Here is a 17,615-nt window from a genome sequence, read left to right as displayed (position 1 = left end):
CCGCCATGAGCGGCACCCTCAACGAAGAACGCTCGGCGAGGTCTAGGCCTCCATCTCAGCGTCCAATCCGTTTGCGTCTCTCGTCTACCAGTTCACGAAATTGCTCTTCCGTCAGATTGCCCGCGCCGACGATCTGATAGCGACTTTGCGGATCCTGAATCTGGCTGTGGCGGTCTTCGTTCTGCGGGCGCCGCCATTCTTCAGGATTGCTCCCATCATCGCCGCCGCCGAAGCCGAGGAATTCGACCATGATGAGCGACGGCTGCGCCTCAGTAGATCCCTGTTGAGGCGTCTTGGCCTGTTGCGCCGCCGCGCCAGCGGTGTTGGACGCACTCAATGCGCCGCTGACGTTCGGCGCCTGCACTGTCGGAATGCCGGTCGCGGAGCCCTGCACCTGAATATTGCCGGCATTGATGATCTGCAGCGCGGCAAGGTTGACGTTGCCCGAGACGCGAATACCCGCCTCGCCAGCGTCAATCGTGCCCAATGGCGCAATCAGATCGATGTCGCCTGGCCGTACCTCAGGGATCGGGTTCAGCGTGGCAATGCCGGCGCCTGAGCTCGGCGCCACCGGTGAGAGCGCCACACGACCGTACTTGTCGTAGACGCGCCGCGCTGGGGTGTACAGCACGGTGGTCTTGGCACCACGACCGGCGTTGATGTCGCCTTCGGCAGACCAGGCAAGGATATCGCCGCCGAAGGTCGTCATGATGCGCGAGAGGCCGAGCAGGATGCTGCCTTTCGTGTAGATCTGGATATCGCCGGAGCCCTGGGTCATCACCCCGGCGGCTGCCGGCGGCATCTGGCCCTCCACGCCAATGATGACCTGCCCGGCCGGCGCGACCAGCTGGATATCGCCACCGAAATTCGTTCGCGCGCCGGAGCCACCGAACATGATGATATCGCCCGCCCGGTCGATGGGCCTGCCGCTCTCGTCCCTTTCGGGAAACAGGGTCGCGATCATCTGGCGGCCGCGCAGGTAGGAACCGTGGCGCGTGCTCGATTGATCGTTGTATTCACGTCCGCCCTCACGCAACTCGGCGAAGTAGATCTGGCGCAGAAAGATGTTTTGCTGATCGGCGGTGAGTGTCGCGAAGAAGGCCAGTGCCTCCTCGGTCGTTCCCAAGAAGCCGTAATACTCCGAGAGCCACGCTGCAAGCTCGGCTGTGTAGACCTTGGCCACTTTGCCGGGCTGGTCGGCGAGCGGCAATCCGCTTTGCGCCAGGTTGGCTGGGTTCAGATAGTGCGCAGCAAGCGCAGCGTAGTCCGGCCCGGCGCCGCCGACGCCGGCCTGCACGACGATCCCGGCGCCAGGCCGCAGATCTCCCGGCACCAGAGGTCCGATGCTTGTCAGCGAACCATAGTCAGCCTGATAGACGTTGTGCCCGGCGGAGACGAGCAGCGTGCCGGGCCCAGCGATCTGATAGTTGGCGAAAATAATGTCGCGGCCGGCCGACACGATCGACACGTCAATGTCACGGTTGTTCAGGATCACTCCACCGGTGTTGAAGATGTCACGCCCGGCGCGCAACCAGGTTTGCTTGCCGGCGACGTGATAGGTAGTCTGACCCGCTTGCGTCTCGCTGTGGCCGGATTGGAAATTGGCGATGTCGCCCGTGACGGCGTAGAAGCGCATCGGCTCCGGGTCGTCGACATGCAGATTGCTGAACGGTGTCCCGACTCTCATGCCGACGTAACCCGGGACCTGGACGTATTTGTCACCCTGGCCATTGATGGAATTCCAGGCAAGGAATTCCAATTGCCCAGCCGGCGAGGGCAAGAGATCGATCGTGCCGGAAAGCAGGATGCTGCCACCTGCCGCTATCACGGAGAGCGAGGGAACGACCTCCTTCGAGGAAGGATTCTGCCCAGCCGGGTTGATGTCACCACCCGCCGAAAGCAGCGTTGCGCGCGTCGCATCCGTCCAGAGATCCCGGACAGCAAAAACATCGGCGACGAGATCGATCCGGCTGCTGGCCGTGACCGAACCGTCGCCGAGGTTGAAAGTCAACCTGCCATACATGGCCGACTTGTAAGACGCGAGCGGGTCGATCGGACGCGGATCGCCAGACCGCGGCAAGGGGAAGCCGGATTCGGGGATGCCATGGGATGCCGCAACGACGGTGCCGACTTTGCCGGCGCGCAAATCGATATCACCGCGAAGGTTGGTGAGGTCACCATACAATCTCTCGTCGAAGCTCAGATTCATTCCCGGATTGAGGCGGCCGGCGATGTCCACCGTCAATGTGCCGCCACCGCTGCGGACGACCGCTCCACTGGGGTCGACGCGCGCGCTGCTGCCGATCGCCGCCGACAGCCCTGTCGAGCTCATGACGAACGCATCGCCGATGCTGGTCTCTCCCGCGTCTCCACCGGCACGCAAGACCACATTGCCGCCGCCGAGCGCGCCGATACCAGCAAAAGCGCGCATCACGAGCGTCTCGGAGCCGATATCGTAAGTCCCGAAATTGATGCCCGAGCTTCCGTGCTGGCTCCACGACCAGTTTTCGACGTCGGAGGACAGCACAAGATCGTTCCAACTGTACTGGTTCAAGACCACACGACCGCTGAGCCCTCCTCTCGCTGTCAGCAACACGTCGCCGCCATGCTCGGTGAAGTAGATCCCGGTTGGGTTTAGCGCTGCCTCGTAGGCCGCATAGCCCGAGCCGAGCACGGTACCGTCGCTGCGGGTCTCGCGTGCCAGTCCGGCGACAGCGGTGCCGGCCGTATAGACGCCGAACAGCGATTCCTGACGGTAGTCGCCGGCGGCCAGCAGTTCGAGATAGCCGGTACCGGTGCGCAATACGCTCGGTGCTTCCTGAGCGCCGTCAATCCCGGTGCCGTGGGGATCCTTGAGCGCGAGGTTGCCGGCAGAGAGCATCGACTGGACCGCACGGGTGTCGGCAGCGCCAAGATCGGCGCCGGCCACGTAGCGCATCGACCAGGAGAGCGAGCCCGGCGCCAGCATCGGCGCCAGCGCCCACATCTTGCCCTGCCGGGCCGACGTATAGGTAATGTTCGCCTGGCTCGGGTCACCTGGAACCGACAAGATCGTGCCGGCAGAGATGTAAACCGTACCCCACAGCACGCCATCCCAGATCGGATCACCGGAATTGTAGACATAGAAATCATCGCGGATTTGGCCTGAGACCACGACCGGCTTAGCTCCAGGGAAAATAAAGCCATTCCAGCCCAGGGACTCGTCATACGGCGTCGTGAAAACGACGTCCTGGACGATCGGTTGGCCGCCGACGAGCGTGACCGTCTCGCCGGGGAAGCGGCCATCGTCGGGTGTCGCAAGCGGCGGCGCGAAACCATCGCTGATGCTGCCGTTGATATTGAGATTACCGCCCGCGCGCATCACCACGACGCCGGGCTCGCCCGAGCCTCGCCGCGCGGGATCAGCATTCGGACCGTAACGATAGCCGGAGAGATCGAGATCGCCGATGACGGTGATGTCGCCCGTAGCCGTCAGCTCGACGCCGGGCCGCAAATGGAAGGCATCGCCATAGGCCGTGAGGCCAGACAGCCTGCGCAGCAACGCATTGTTGGCCGAGGCTGCATTGATAAAGGCGGTGCTATCGCGGTGGATGGCATCGAGCAGGCTCTGGTTGACGACTCCGTCGGCCAGTTCGTAGCGGCGGAAACCATTGACCGCGATGCTGGCGGCGCCCCGGATGTTGAGCGGACCGGCAGCGTCGATCGCGATGTCGTTGGCGCCGGCACCCGTGCCGCCGGCCCCGCCGCGGCGCGGCGCGTTGATTTCGAGCTGCCCGCGCGCCACTGCATCGGCTGAACGCAACTCGATAGTGGCGCCTGCCGCAAGCCGCACCGCCCCTTGCGCAGACGTCAGCTCCACATGACCTCGGTTCGACGCTTCGATCGGCGCGCCGTGGCCGTCGACCTGCATCACGGAGCCGTGCGCGTCGAGAACAGCCGTGGAAGAAAGCACCAGATCGGCGCGCGCGGCCAGACGGATGATGCCGACTTTCTTGCCGCTGGCGTCGATCCGGCCGTTGACCGTGAGACTGCCACCATCAACGGAAATGTTCACCTCGCTGGCACGCACCTCATCGCCGATCACGAGGTTGCCAGCCTTGGTGACGAAACTGCGTGAGCCGAAGAAGCCACCATCATTCAATGTGGCGTTCAAGCCTGAAAAGTCAGCGAGAGTATGGGCGCGGCCATCGAAGCCGCCGGACTGGTAGCCATCCGTGCTGGTCCCGCGGAACGTGCCGCCAAGGACGAGCGCGCCATTCGCACCCAAGGCGACAGCCTCGATGGAGCCGGCCTGATTGCGAACCGCGGATACGTCGAGGACGGACCCGGCATGCTGTGTGATTGCGCCCCCGGCGCTCTCCATCACTAGATCGCCGCCCCAACTGTATTTGGTCACGTCGAAGAAGGTCACGGCGCGGCCAGACAGGTCGAGCGTCGCCCGTCCGCCCAGCGTAATATCGCCCGCAGCACTGAGCTGCAGCCGGCCGCTCGGCAATGCAACCGCGGTGTCGATCGTGATTGCGCCACCGTCGAAGCGAAGCTCGCCGCCCAGAGCGTTGACGGTCGCGGTGTTTGCGGCCCCGCCCCCCGGCACGCGCGCCACGATGACGCCGCCTGCGGTGTAAGACATGAATCCGCCGGCTTCCGCAGTCAGCAGCGGCGTTGCGATATTCAGATCACCGCCGGCATAGGTCTGCGCATTGGTGCCGGTGTGGTGGACCGAGAGTGTGCCACGGTCCTTCGCGGTGATGCGGTTCGAGGCCGCCATGTTGACGGTCGCGAAGCCGAACGCAAGACGGTCGAGTGCGGTATCGTTCTGGTTGCGCGCATAGGGATCGTAGCCGAACATGATGTCGCGCGCGTCCACCGTGAGCGTACCATGGCCTGTCCCCGGGCCACCGGGCCGCACCGCACCCGGCGGCAAACTGACGAACGGATTTGCGGACGTGCCCACGCCGGAGGACACGCCGTTCCAGATCAGCGTGTCGACCGCAAGCGTGGCGGCATCAGTCTGGCCACCCCAGCCATAAATGGCGGGCGTATTGAGCACCAGCACGGTGTTGCCGCCGTCCCGGCTGCGAGCGTCGAGTGTTACATCGCCGAAGAAATTGAGGGAGGAGCCGACTGTCAACGTCAGACGCTCGACCTTGGCAAGCGCCGAGTCGCCGGGTGTGAGCAGCCGATCGAGTGTAGATTGAGTCAATAGCCAGCCGGAACCGAGCGCGCCAGCGGCGCTGGCGGCAGCAAGGGACGCGTCCGTTCCAACATTGATCTCCGGCAGGCTGAGTGTGAGATAGCGCGCATTGAGCGCGACGTCGGCGCCGAGATTGAGTGCGCGGCTCGACGAGACCGCGATGGTGCCGAGCGTGCGAAGCGCTGCACCATCTTCAATCGTGACCGTACCCGTCGCGCTTGTCACCGGCGGCAGGAAATTCAGCCATCCATTGGCGACGGAGAGAATGGCATTGGCCGCGGCAATGCTTCCGTTGATCGAATTGGCGAAAATATAACCGTCGCTCGAGTCGAGGACATTGATGCTACCGCGGGTGGTGTCGAGCACGGCGCCATCTTGGACCTCGATGGTGTTCTTCGCCAGAATGAGGATCTGGCCGGCCTGCAGAACCGCGCCGGGGCGGACATAGACATTGTTCGCACTGGCGGAGAAAAATGTGCGCGCGCCCTGGCTGGTCGTATCCCCGGCGCCGGAATAATAGGTATATTGGCCACCGATCAGCAGCGTGCCGCCATTGAAGCGCGAGAGATCCTCGGCGTCGATCGACGCCATGCCGGGCGTTGCGGCAGCCCCCTCGGCCCTGAGCTCGATCGAGCCGGTTCCAACGACAGCGACAATGCCGGCATGGCCGTCTTTAGCGGGATCAAAGAGCGCAGTACCGTCGAAAGACAGAACATCACCCGAGGTGGCCCCGAGGTCGAGCTTGAGAACCTGGCCGTCGATGGGCAGGCGCGGCCGCGCCAAACCGAACGTCGCCGCATTGGCGATGACGAAATCGCTGTAGCTCGTCTCGTTGTAGTGAGAATAGGTCCGCACGCTGCTGGCCGGAGTAAGAACGATCTGGCGTGGCACGGCGGAGCGGTAGGCAGTATTGGCGATGCTGAGCGTAGCGGTGGTCACATACGAACCATTGCCCAAGGCTGCCGTCCCAAACGTGGCGGTGGTGCCTGCGCCGATCTCGACACGGTATGCGCCCGGAAGCAGGGCATAGGTCGACGGCAACAGTGTATACGTGCCCGCCGGCAGACTGCCGGTCGGCTGCGTTAGCGTGATTTGCTGGCCGACCAGCGGATCCCCCGCCCCGTTGTCGGGCGCTTGCGGCGCATAGCTACCGGCATAACTCGGGACAAGGGCGTAAACGCGATTTGATGACTTGCTATACGAGTTTGCGGGGTTGGCATTGACGAGCGGCGTCTCGCGCACATCTACCGAGCCGCCTCGCCCGCTGACGAACCCCGCGCCGGTGAGTTCTCCGCCACCGGAGAGGTCGAGCACCGAGCCAAGCTCGGCGACGATGCGATTGCCTTTCAGCGTGAGGCCCCGAACCTGCTGTCCTGCCGGGCCGACTGAACCGAGATCGTCGAAAACCACATCGGTCCCGTTATGTTTGTAGGACAGACCATCGGTGGTTCCGCCATACGGCACGATGAGGCCGGCCGCGCTGGTTGAGGTGATGCTGCCGCTACGCAGGGTGACGGTAATGGCAGGCTGGGTCGTATAGGGATCGGTACTGAAACATCCTGCGCAGAGTGCCGCAACATCGCCCAACACGACGCTTCCCAGCGGCGCGCGCACAATACCGCCCTGGTCGATTGTCGTCGCTATCAGGCCCAACACGCCAAAGACAGATTGGGGAAGCGCCGGCTTGGTGCCATTGCCACGAATGGTCAAAGTGCCTTCCGAATTGCGGACGATGCTCTGGAAATGCTTCGTCATGCCGGCGGCGATGGTGGCGGTGGCACCCGTGGTCGGATAGAGCTGCGCCGCCTCGATCGCGATATCCCCGCCGCTGCCAAGAGCTCCGCTGCCGAAGCGAACATCGCCACGGCCGAGGAGTTCGATTGAATCAAATCCGGGACCATCGATCGTGTGGTCGATGAACGGAGCCGGGTATGTACCCGTCTGATATTTTCCGAAGACGCCGGAGAAGACCCGATTGCGGATATCAATCAGATCGGCAGACACCGTAAGCGTGCCACGGTTGGTATCCGACGGCTGCCAGATGCCCGAGATCCCCGGATACGCCACGCCGGACTGGATCTCAATGTCTGTCGCGCCGTCCAGAAGGACATAGGGAGCCGACAGCGAAACACGCGCATCCGGAGTCGAGGGCGCTACCGACAATTCGCCGCGATAAAAGGCGAGGCTCTGGCGTGTGGACAGGCTGACATTGCCTTCAAAGCGGAAAATATCCCGGCTCCAAAGTGCGAGACTGTCGAAACCGCCTTCGCCCACTTGCGACATACTCACATATGCTTTGCCGTCGACGAGCGCGGCATCCGTGGCGCGCGAGTGGAGACCCGGTGGCAAGGGACTCGCAGTGCGGTCCTGGGTGATCGTGAAGATGCGCGGACCGGTCGCGGTCGCGGCATTGAAGTACAAGGGTGTTTCAAGGGCGAGAGTAAGCGTACCGCCGGCGGCGCCGACGCCGCCAGACGCCGCACGCATCGTGCCGTCGATATAAAGTCCGGTCTGCGAGGCAATCAGGATCGAGCCGCCATTGCTTGCCGCATAGACGGATTGCCAGACCGTAGTCTCATCACGGCCGCCCAACAGATCGATCGCCGCGTGCGTGCCGGACGCATCAAGCACGGCGCCCGGACGGATGATGACAAGCGACTGGGTGGCCGGCAGCGTACCCTTGCTGTCGCGCGTGAGCGACGCAATACCGATATTGATCGAGCCGCCATCGCGGACGATGCCGTAGCGGCGTCCTTGCGTATCGACACCGCTGACGGGCCGCGCGGCAACATCGAGCACCGCGTGATCGCCGATCCAGATCGACTCCCCGGCAAATCCGGTCTGTTGATAGTCCGCTGAGCCGAAATCACTGCCGATGGTGATCGTGCCGCCCGCTGCGGTGATCGCGCTGTCGATCGTCGTTTGCCGCAACGCGTTCAACGTGACCGAATGGCCGTCGTCCACCTTGACCACCGAACCCGCGGCAAGCACCATGCCTTCCGCCGACGTCAAGGACAGGTCGGCACCATCGCGCTGCGTGAAGCTGCCCTTGGCTGGGTTATCAAGGTAGAGGGGTGGTGTCCAAACCTCCATCGCAGTCGATGGATCTGTGCCGGTCGGCGCACTGAAGCTGGCCGATGACAGTCGATAGACCGGCATCCTGACATGGAGTTGCGCGCTGGGCGCGACGAGCAGACCTGTATTGCTACGGATGTCATACTTGGAAAACCCGGTCTGCAGCAGGTCCGGCTCGATATACTGAATCGGAGCCACTGCCACCGATCTGCCCATGACCGCACCGGCACGGATAATTGTCCCGGCAGAAAAGACTACGTCCACAGGCGCGGGGTTGCCGGCGCCCACCACCACCGTCGTCGGAACAATGGGCATCCCGTTGGGAAAGACGTTGGCCGGCACGATATAGTCCAGCGGGAAGAACTGCGTGCCATTGATAAAGCTTATCGTCGATCCAGCCCGGATCACAGGCTGGCTTTGCGCACTCACACCCACATACCCCCTACCCACGACGTAAATGGAGTAGCTGACCGTTGGCGATAGTGAGGGCGGAGGAGTCCAATCAGCCGCAAGGGTCAGAGGCGTCGTGATGTACGGAGCGGCGCCGACCGGCTGTCCGGGAGATGCCACCGTGAAGGTGCGGCTATAGTCGGCCGGCAGGATCTCGCCGGCGCGGACGCGGAATTCCCCCAGTGCCTTGAGATCGATCGGCGCCGTCTCGCCGGCGCTCAGTACGCCATTCGTCTCCAACACCTTGCCGCCGAGCACGATGGACGCGCCTGATCCCAGCGTCAGCGTCCCGCCTCCTTCGACGCCGTAGCCGCGAATGTCGCCGTCCAGCGTGAGCCTGCCGACCTTGGGCGCTACGCCGGTGACGACGGTGTCGGCTCGGAGCGTGACGTTTCCGCCGTGTCCACCCTTGGATTTGCCATTGGACAGGACAGCGCCGCCGGACGACACGTCGATCAGGCTGCTGGCGGCGACGATCACGTCGCCCGAAGACACCAGGTGAACGTCGCCGCCGTCGATGAAAGCCTGTTTGCCCTCGCTCGCTGGATCGTTGCTCGCATTCACCCACAGTCCGCGCGTATCGAGCGTCGCGCCCTGCGCAATGGTGATGGTCGAGGTGCCGCCGGATGTCAGCGCTTGCGTCAGCGTCCCACCGACAGGCAAGCGCGATGAAAAATGGTTGGTCGCTGTAATCTCGCCACTGCGGGCGGTGACATCGGCTTTGATGTCCACGATCGGCGCGGTCAGCGCGACCAAACCGCCATCCGCAACCGATAAGTGCGCGTCAATCGTGATCTTGCCGCCGGTCGCGAAATCGATGGCGCCGAGCCCCTGCCGGCTCAGGTATTCGGCATCGAACCACGCGGTGTCCGTGCGGTCTGCCGGCGGCGAGACGGCTGCCAGATCGGCGATCAGGACGTTCGTGTTGTAGACACCTGTGCGGCCAAGCGCCGTATACTGGCCGAGCGCGAGTGTCCCGGCCAACGGCGCGGTGTTCTGTGAAAACTTGTAGCCATCAGTGACGCCGTCGGGACGCGCCTCGGTCTGGCGTCGGCCGTGGACCACATCGGCCACAATTGTGCCCGCGAAGATCGATGTCGGCGTCGACAGAACGAGGCTGCCGGCATCGCGCCCCACCGTGTAGCCGTCTTCCCAGCGGACGCTGACCCCGCCTCTACCGAGCGGATTGGTCCAGGTCTCGGTGACGTTCCAACGCTCGTGCTTCCGCGTGAAGCCGCCCGCTACGCCGTCAAGCAGCATATCCGCGCGCGCGGTGCCGATGCTGTAGATTCCGCCGTCGGCACCATGGAAATTCGTCGTACGGATATAGCCTCTTTGATACGTGACGGCGCCGCCGGAGATGTTGAAGATGGAGCCCGACTGCGCCGTCACTTCCGCTGCAGAAAGCGTGATGGTCCCGCCAAGCGCGGTCCACTCCCCGATCGTGTGAGCGGTGTTGTTGAGATAGCCCGAGACTTCGAGCAGCCCGCCTGGCGTGTAGTACCGATCGGACGCGTAGCCGCCGGCTCCCGCCGGCACCAGCACCAGATCGCGCAGGTCGATCCACACATTGGCATTCATCAGCTTGCCGCTGTCACGATTGACGGGCGCGTCACGGAGCTCGTTACCCTGGACATTCACCTGGATGTTGTTCGCCGACATCGGCAGCAGCGCGGTGCGCACACCGGAGACGTCAATGGTGGCGCCAGTTTCGGTGACGATGCGCTGGCCCGCCGAAACGGCAACCTGCCCGCCCTGCGCCATCGTGACCGAGCCGCCCTTGAAGAAGACGTTGCCGCCGGTGACGATCTCGACACGCGACTGGTCCTGTCGATCCGCCAGCTTGGCAAGGTTGTCGAACTGCCCGAAATTCGCTTGCGCACGGAGGCGGTCCTGCGTTGCCGATGCCGCGATCAACGCATCGCGCTGGCTGTTGAGCGCGGTCTGGTCACTATCGAGTTCCGGCAGGATAGTGGTGACACTGGTACCGCCGAAGCTGATGCTGCCATTTCCGTCGGCCGCCGAATTCAGAAGATGAATAGTGCCTCGCATATTGACGGAGGTGGTCGAGACCAGAGTCCCGTCTTGTGCAATGATGCGCCCGGCCAGCGTGATGTCGCCCTGCTGGCTGAAGATCAGGCCCGCGTTGATGACGCTGCCGCCCGTGCCGCTGCCGGAAATCACCGGCGCTATCTCGCTGCCCCGGGTGGTGGAGAATTGATTGGCATCGGTGCCGTAGCCGGGCCGCAGGATGAAGTCGTTGCCGGCCGCGAGCAGCGCCTGCCCTTTCGGCGTCGAGATCGACCCTGCGTTTTGGACGTTGCTGCCCAGCAGCATGACGAAGCCGCCGCCTTCGGTCACCGATTCTGGCGCGCGCGTGGTCAGCTCGGCACCGGCCTCGACTGTTACCGATCCGGTCGCGCCAGTGAAGCTCGGCAGATAGACGCCCGAGGCCTGCTGCGAGTAGACGCCGCGATTCAGGAACTGGTCATCGGTGACGTTGGCGGTCGCGGCGATCAGCGCGCCCACATTCACCTGCGAGGTGCCGCCGAAGACAATGCCGTTGCGGTTGATGATGTAGACTTGTCCATCGGCCTTGATCTGCCCGGCGATCTGCGAGGGACGCGCGCTCGGGTCGACCACGCGGTTGAGCGCCGTCCACGAGCTGTTGCCCTGCTGATCGAAATTGACCGTGGTCTCCTTCCCGACATTGAACGTGGTCCAGTTGAGGATCGCCTTCTGCTGGGTCTGCCTGATGTCGACCTGCGTGCGGCCATTCACCTGCGCCTGCGTCGGCAACTGCGCGCCGGTCCAAACGCCGGGCAACGTACCGGCGCCCGGCGCGACGACCAGGCCACCAGGGGCAAGCCCGTTCGGGATTGCGCTTTGCGTCTGCGAGGCGAAATTGCGCGCGGCACTCTGGGCGGCCTGGATCGCCTGGATCGCCCGTGTGGCGCGTTGCAGGGCATCGCTCGCCTGCTGCGCCGCCTTTGCCGCGTCCTGCGACGCCGCTTGCGCGGCCGCGGCCGCCGCCGCGGACGGCGACGAGCCGCCGAGCGGGCGGGCGTCGGCTCCGGCCATGGCCCCGAGAAGAGCAGCGGCGCTGACGCCGGCAAGCAGTGCTGAATGAGCGCGGGTTCGGCGGTGACGAAGTCGAAAGGCCGTGATCTCGACAGGCATGGACACGCTTTCTCAGGCAATCATTTTCGGCGGGGACAACATGCGGATGCCCCTCTCGATTCCTGGATCCTCGTAAGGGCCCAAATCTGCAAAAAAAGTTGAAGGGTTTATCCGAGCAGCAGAATGCCCCCCGGCAGCGCGGTCGCGCGGGCACCGAATACCTCCTCGATCAGCGAAACGACGCGGCCGATGTTCTCGATCCTGAGCCTCGCGTTGAACAGGCGACGCCCCAGGTCCTTGTTCATCAAGATGATTCGCCCCGGTCGATATCGATTGACCTCCGCAATCACCTCGTCGATCGGCGTGGACTGGAAGATGACGATCCCATCTCGCCAGGCCGAAACCGTGGCAGGATCGACTGTGACGACTTGGCCCACCCTTTCGCTGGAATAAGCGATCTGCTGTCCGGGCGAGAGCGACAGCGCAGACATGCCCCGCTCGACCCGCACATCGCCTGTCACACAGGTGACACAAGCGACCCGGTGGTCGACCCGCACATTGAAACGTGCCGCTGTGGCGGCGATACGGGCACCAGCTGCGAGGACCGTGAAAGGATCGGCAGCGTCGGATCTGGTGGAGATCATCGCCTCGCCGGCTACGATCTCAGCCTCCGTGCCATCAGCGCGCAGCGACAGGCTGGTCCGCGTGTTCAGATCGATGGTGGCGCGATCCGTCAGCGAGATCTCGCGCTGCTCGCCGATTGCGGTCCTGTAGTCGGCAGCAAACTCAGACCATGACGGCCACAATCCGAGTGGAGGCCGGACAACGGGAATGGCGGCGCCGGCCGCAGAGGCCGCAAGCGCACCCCCCAGAAAGGCACGGCGCCCGATGCCAGCTTTCGGGGCTGCATCGTGGGCGGGCAAAGTCCGGTCGGCGGTCGCGTCGGCGGCCAGATCCTTGCCGACCGGCCCCAGCGATTTCCATGTGCGGCTGATCCGCCCGAACGCCTCACCGTGGGCAGGACTGCGGGCAATCCACTGTTTGAGCGCAGCAAGGTCCGCCCGGTTCGCCCGCCCTTCCGCGAACCGCATCACCCACTCATAAGCCTCCTCGTCGATCGACGGGACGCCGGACTGCGGAGCGCGAGAGCTATCCATGGCCATCCGCCGGTTCATCTGTTCGTTGGGCTCCCTCCCTATGAGATCCCTCGGACGGCCCCGAACTGAATCGGGAAACGACATTCCGCTTCAAGCGCTCGGCGCAATGCAGAACGGCCTGCTTGAGCTCCAAGGCGACTAGACGCTCGGAAATATCGTGCTTTGTCGCGACGTCACGGATCGACAAACCTTCAAGCCGCACCGCAAACAAGATATCCAGCCGGCGTGGCGTGAGCTCCTTGGCCGCCTGCGCCAGCAAGGCCCATTCGGCTCGGCCTTCCGTCACCTCTGCAGGTCCAGGCGCTTCATCAACCAGATCGAGTTCCTCGATCGCCTGGTCAAGCGTGACAACATCGCGCTCCCGGCGCAGGCGCTTGAGCGCGATATTATACGCGATCCGAAAGATATAGGATTGCGGCCGGAGCACCGGCCCAATGGGCGCGGCGCGTTCGAGGCTGATCCAGGCCTCCTGGAGAGAATCGCCCGCGAGTTCGATCGATCCGAGGCGCTTTGTCAGCCGCAGTTTCAGATCGTCGTAGCCTAGGAGAAACGCGCGGCGCAAAAGCGCGCGGCTCAGCTCAGTCATGCCCGCGAGCCCCTCGCATTGCGCCACTCACGTCCCGACACTAATTGATGGCCTGCCGCCGGCTGGTCGGACGGCATCCAGCATGCTCGCGGCTTGACGGAGGAAAGATCACCATCGCGAGTGGCTGAGGCAGCCCGGCCGGCACCGCCTGCCCGACGTCGAGGCCCTGCAGCCCTGCCAGAAGAACGCGTTGGCGGTCGGCCGAGAGTTCGGGATTCCACAGCTGCGCACTAAAAACGCGCCCCGACCGATCGAGCCAGAAGCTCATCATGATCTCTCCCTCGTCGGGCTTCGCCTCATCGGTTTTGCACAGAGCTTCCGTGACGCGGGCCTGAACGATGGCGAGATAAGGCTCGAAGCGGCCAAGCGCTGCAGTCTGTGAGACGCCAAGGTCGCGCGGCGTCTTGATGATGCTGATTGCATCGCCGTATCGTGACGCCTTGGGAACGTAGCCCGTACCACGCAATATCGCTTCCAGGGCACCAATCGGGGCGAACTCCCCTTTGATCGCAGTCGAGCGCTGACCGAGGGCGAGCGAGCCGTCGTAAAACACCTCAACACCGGTAGTCGCGCCGTAGGCCACCAGGGCTTCGGCGAGCGGCTGGGCTGGAATATCAAATTGGACCTTCGCGTGCGGAGACAACGGCTCGGCGTGAAGAGCCGAGCTAGCCGCCCCCCACGCCAACGCCGTAAGCAACAGATATAGAGCACCCCGCCCACGCAAGATATCGACAGCCGGTGTCACGGAACTATCCAAGCCACGGCTTGGAGCACTTCGGCGAGGGCTCAACCGTTTGAAGCATCACTGCTGCCCGACATACGCACCAGGCAGCAACATCAGCTTCACGAAGGTCTCCGCCAACTGACAATCGATTATGCGCCAGCAGATCCCCACGCCCACCTTCGAAAAACCCTAGTGACCGAAGATAACAGTTTCACGACAGCATGAGACGCGCGCCCCACGTAGGGCCGTAGCGCTCGGTGTTGTTCTCCACACCCCCGCTTTGACCAGAGTGCTCACCGCGCCAGGCGCCGTTTCTCCGGGCGTCGCCGGCAGCACTGTTGAGCACAATGCAAAAAGATGGGTTCGAAGATGCAGGAACTGCTCCAATCGCCGTCACGAGGGGGAAATTGGCGACGATTTCCGAATGGAAGAATTGGTTTACCGCAGGACGTCCCGCGTCAGGCGGCTTCGTCCCGCAGGTGATACCAGCCATAGAGCATCCGCTGGCCGAGGCGACGAAACGGCGCGAATGGATGGCCCGGCAGTGGCGAGGTGAAGATCGGCAGATCCTGGCCGGTGAATGTCTTCCCGGCGATCATCTGCGCCATGCGCCGGCCCGCCTGCGCCGAATAGGAAACGCCATTCCCGCCATAGCCGAGCGCGTAGACGAGCGCCTGCTTCGGGTCGGGGCGGAAAATACGTGGCATCATGTCGTGGCTGACATCGACCCAGCCCCACCATGAGTAATCGATTTCGATGCCGCGCAGCGATGGAAATTTCCGATTAAGCCCGTCGATGAGAAGGTGAAGGTGCTTTGGATGGGTGGCGTCGGCGCCGGTAATGGCGCTGCGGCTGCCGATCTGAATGCGATTGTCCGGCAGCAGGCGATAGTAGAAGCGCAGCGTTCTTGTGTCGGTGATGACCTGCCTGGTGCGAAAGCCGGTGGCTTCCAGTTCTGCGGCGGTCAGTGGCCGGGTAACGATCGAATTGGACAGGATCGGCATGCAGCGGCGCTGCAGCACCGGCGTCAGTCCGAGCGAGGTGTAGGCGCCCGTCGCGATCGCCACCGCGCGCGCCTGGACCGTGCCGTCCGGCGTCTTCAGGAAAAATCTTCCACCGCGCGGCTCGATGTGGAGAACGGGGCTTGCCGGATGTACGCTCGCTCCGAGTTCGCGGGCCATCTTGAGATAGCCGAATGCAAGTTTTGCCGGATGGACGCCGATGCCGCGCGGCTCGTGAACCGCGCCGACCGCTTCCGCATCAGCGACGAAATCGCGGCGCACCTCCTCCCGCGAAAGCACACGCGTCGCGTCACCGAAAACGTCGTTCAGGACTTTCGATTCGGCAGCAATCTTTTCCAGGCTGCGCCGGCGGTGCGCGACATAGAGATGCCCACCCGGTTGCGGCTCGCAATCGATCGGGCTCTGGCGAACCAATTCTTCGAATGTCGCAAACCCGTCCTCGATTTCGGCATGCATGCGGCGGGCGACGTCCACACCCCAGCGCGCGATCCACTGCGAGCGCGTCAGCCGGCCCGCAGCATTTTGTGCCTGGCCTCCATTGCGCGTGCTGCACCCCCAGGCGACGCGATTGGCCTCCAGCACGGTGGCCTTGATGCCGAATTCGCGGGCGAGAAAGATGGCGCAGGCAAGGCCGGTGTAGCCCGATCCGATGATCGCGACGTCGGCGTCGGTATCGGCGACGATCGGCCCGTCGGTTTCAGGCGGAACTCCGGCGGTCGCGATCCAGTACGTCGGCGCGTAATCCCGATTGCGCCCCGGACCGTCAGAGACCAAAGGATCATAGTGCGGATCATAGGCCACCGCGGGCGCGGCCATCTGCACGTTCATCGCTGTACTGCCTCGTCCGGCGCACGCGCAGGCAGCAGCGGCCGATCCTTGCGGAACGCGCTCTTGGCACAAATTCTGTCACCGCGGAAAGCGAACAGGTCGCAGCCTTCCGCTTCAATGCGCTGACCGTCCTTGGTGGTCGCGCGAAAGATCCATTCGGAAATGCCGCGATCGCCGAATACGGCGTGACGCGTGCACTGCCAGCTCACGTCGGGCATGCTCGTCCACGTACTCTCGAACGCGGCGCGGACCTCACTCGCCCCGCTCAGACGGCGGCCGCAGATATCGGGACCCGCGGCGGCATCGAATGCGATATCGTCCGTCATACAGGCCATGACGGCGGCACCATCGTGGCGGTTGAAGGCCGCGAACAATTCTTCAAGAAGATTTCGCCTGAGAGCTTCGAGCGTCGACATGCGGTTTTCCTGCGGGCCGGCAGACGCCAAGGCTTTGGCGTCAGGTGGCTCGCTCGCAGACTGTCGCAACCGAGACGGCGCCCTTAGAACCAGATCGGGCAATTCTCTGTGACCAGAACTGGCCTGATGTTACGGCCCCGGCTGGCTCCTTCGGGTGGCGCCGCATTCAAGCAGTCTGCGCTGACGAGCATCTCGACGCGAAACGCTCCAATTGAAAAGCGCTCGGCACCGGTGCGCGGTGATGGAAGGGCATGTTTGATCTCGCTGCGCGCCTGAGCGATCTGGCCGCGTCGGCTTCGCTGACGCCGGCTGTCCTCATGGCAACCGCGTTTTCCGTCTTGGCCGCGGCTTTGTTGCGCGGATTTACAGGCTTCGGTTTTGCACTGGCGGCAGTCCCCCTGCTCGGCATGTTCATGCCGCCATCGCAATCCGTCCCGATCGCGATCTGCCTGCAATTCATGGGCAGCGCACTGGACTTTCCGCGCGCCCGTCAGGATGGCCATTGGCCGTCGCTGCGCTGGCTGATCGTCGGCGCGGCCGCCGGATCGCCTGTCGGCGCGTTGGCTCTGAGCGTCGTACCTGCGTCGGTGGCACGCATCCTGATTGCGACCATCACCATTGCGGCTGTGATCGCGCTCAACGGAGGCGCCCGCGTCACGCAGACGCCGTCGAAGGCGATGACGATGCTGGTCGGCCTAATCTGCGGGCTTTTCAACGGACTGGCGGCAATGCCGGGCCCGCCTGTCGTCATGTACTATATGTCGGCCCCGTTCGGCCGCGTGGCGACGCGGGCTTCGCTCATGGTGTTTTTCCTGGCCACCTCAATCGCCGCGCTGATCAGCACCGCCCTGGTCGGCTTGCTCGACCAGCGGACCCTGTTTCTTTCGCTGTTGGCGCTGCCGATCATGCTTGCAGGCACCTGGATCGGCGAGCAGGCTTTCCGGCGCGGCAGCGACGCGCTGCACCGCCAGGTCTCGATCGCAAGCCTCGGGCTGATCGCAATCGGCAGCGCGATCAAGGGCGTGAGCGAATTGATGTGACGC

Annotated in this window: 7 protein-coding genes; 1 reads left to right on the top strand and 6 read right to left on the bottom strand. The window is 63.9% G+C overall.

Translation table 11 applies throughout. The features are described from left to right. Positions 1 to 55: 55 nt before the first annotated feature. From I6F35_RS13330 to I6F35_RS13305, 6 genes are all read right to left on the bottom strand, one after another. On the bottom strand, positions 56 to 11,800 hold the full coding sequence (locus I6F35_RS13330; RefSeq protein ID WP_225118125.1) for a filamentous haemagglutinin family protein: 11,745 nt from the start codon (positions 11,798 to 11,800) through the stop codon (positions 56 to 58). 206 nt (positions 11,801 to 12,006) lie between these two features. Beyond that, positions 12,007 to 13,014 (bottom strand): FecR domain-containing protein, encoded by a 1,008-nt coding sequence (locus I6F35_RS13325; RefSeq protein ID WP_225118124.1) that lies wholly within the window; start codon positions 13,012 to 13,014, stop codon positions 12,007 to 12,009. After that, positions 12,989 to 13,558, bottom strand: coding sequence for a sigma-70 family RNA polymerase sigma factor (locus I6F35_RS13320; protein ID WP_225118123.1), 570 nt, complete (start codon positions 13,556 to 13,558; stop codon positions 12,989 to 12,991). The genes I6F35_RS13325 and I6F35_RS13320 overlap by 26 nt, the downstream gene beginning before the upstream one ends. 64 nt (positions 13,559 to 13,622) lie before the next feature. Then, positions 13,623 to 14,327 carry an STN domain-containing protein gene (locus I6F35_RS13315; RefSeq protein WP_225118122.1) on the bottom strand — a complete coding sequence of 235 codons (705 nt, stop codon included), beginning with the start codon at positions 14,325 to 14,327 and terminating at the stop codon, positions 13,623 to 13,625. A gap of 437 nt (positions 14,328 to 14,764) precedes the next feature. After that, positions 14,765 to 16,156: an FAD-binding oxidoreductase gene (locus tag I6F35_RS13310; protein ID WP_225118121.1), complete on the bottom strand. Its 1,392-nt coding sequence runs from the start codon at positions 16,154 to 16,156 to the stop codon at positions 14,765 to 14,767. After that, positions 16,153 to 16,572: a nuclear transport factor 2 family protein gene (locus I6F35_RS13305; protein WP_225118120.1), complete on the bottom strand. Its 420-nt coding sequence runs from the start codon at positions 16,570 to 16,572 to the stop codon at positions 16,153 to 16,155. The genes I6F35_RS13310 and I6F35_RS13305 overlap by 4 nt, the downstream gene beginning before the upstream one ends. 251 nt (positions 16,573 to 16,823) lie before the next feature. On the opposite strand from I6F35_RS13305, the gene I6F35_RS13300 reads away from it, so the two are divergent. After that, on the top strand, positions 16,824 to 17,612 hold the full coding sequence (locus tag I6F35_RS13300) for a sulfite exporter TauE/SafE family protein (protein WP_225118119.1): 789 nt from the start codon (positions 16,824 to 16,826) through the stop codon (positions 17,610 to 17,612). Positions 17,613 to 17,615 lie beyond the last annotated feature (3 nt).

The organism is Bradyrhizobium sp. BRP22, from assembly GCF_020194175.1.
Classification (GTDB): Bacteria; Pseudomonadota; Alphaproteobacteria; order Rhizobiales; family Xanthobacteraceae; genus Bradyrhizobium.
The sequence above is the reverse complement of the archived record's forward strand: the minus strand, read 5'-3'. Positions and strand labels throughout refer to the sequence as shown.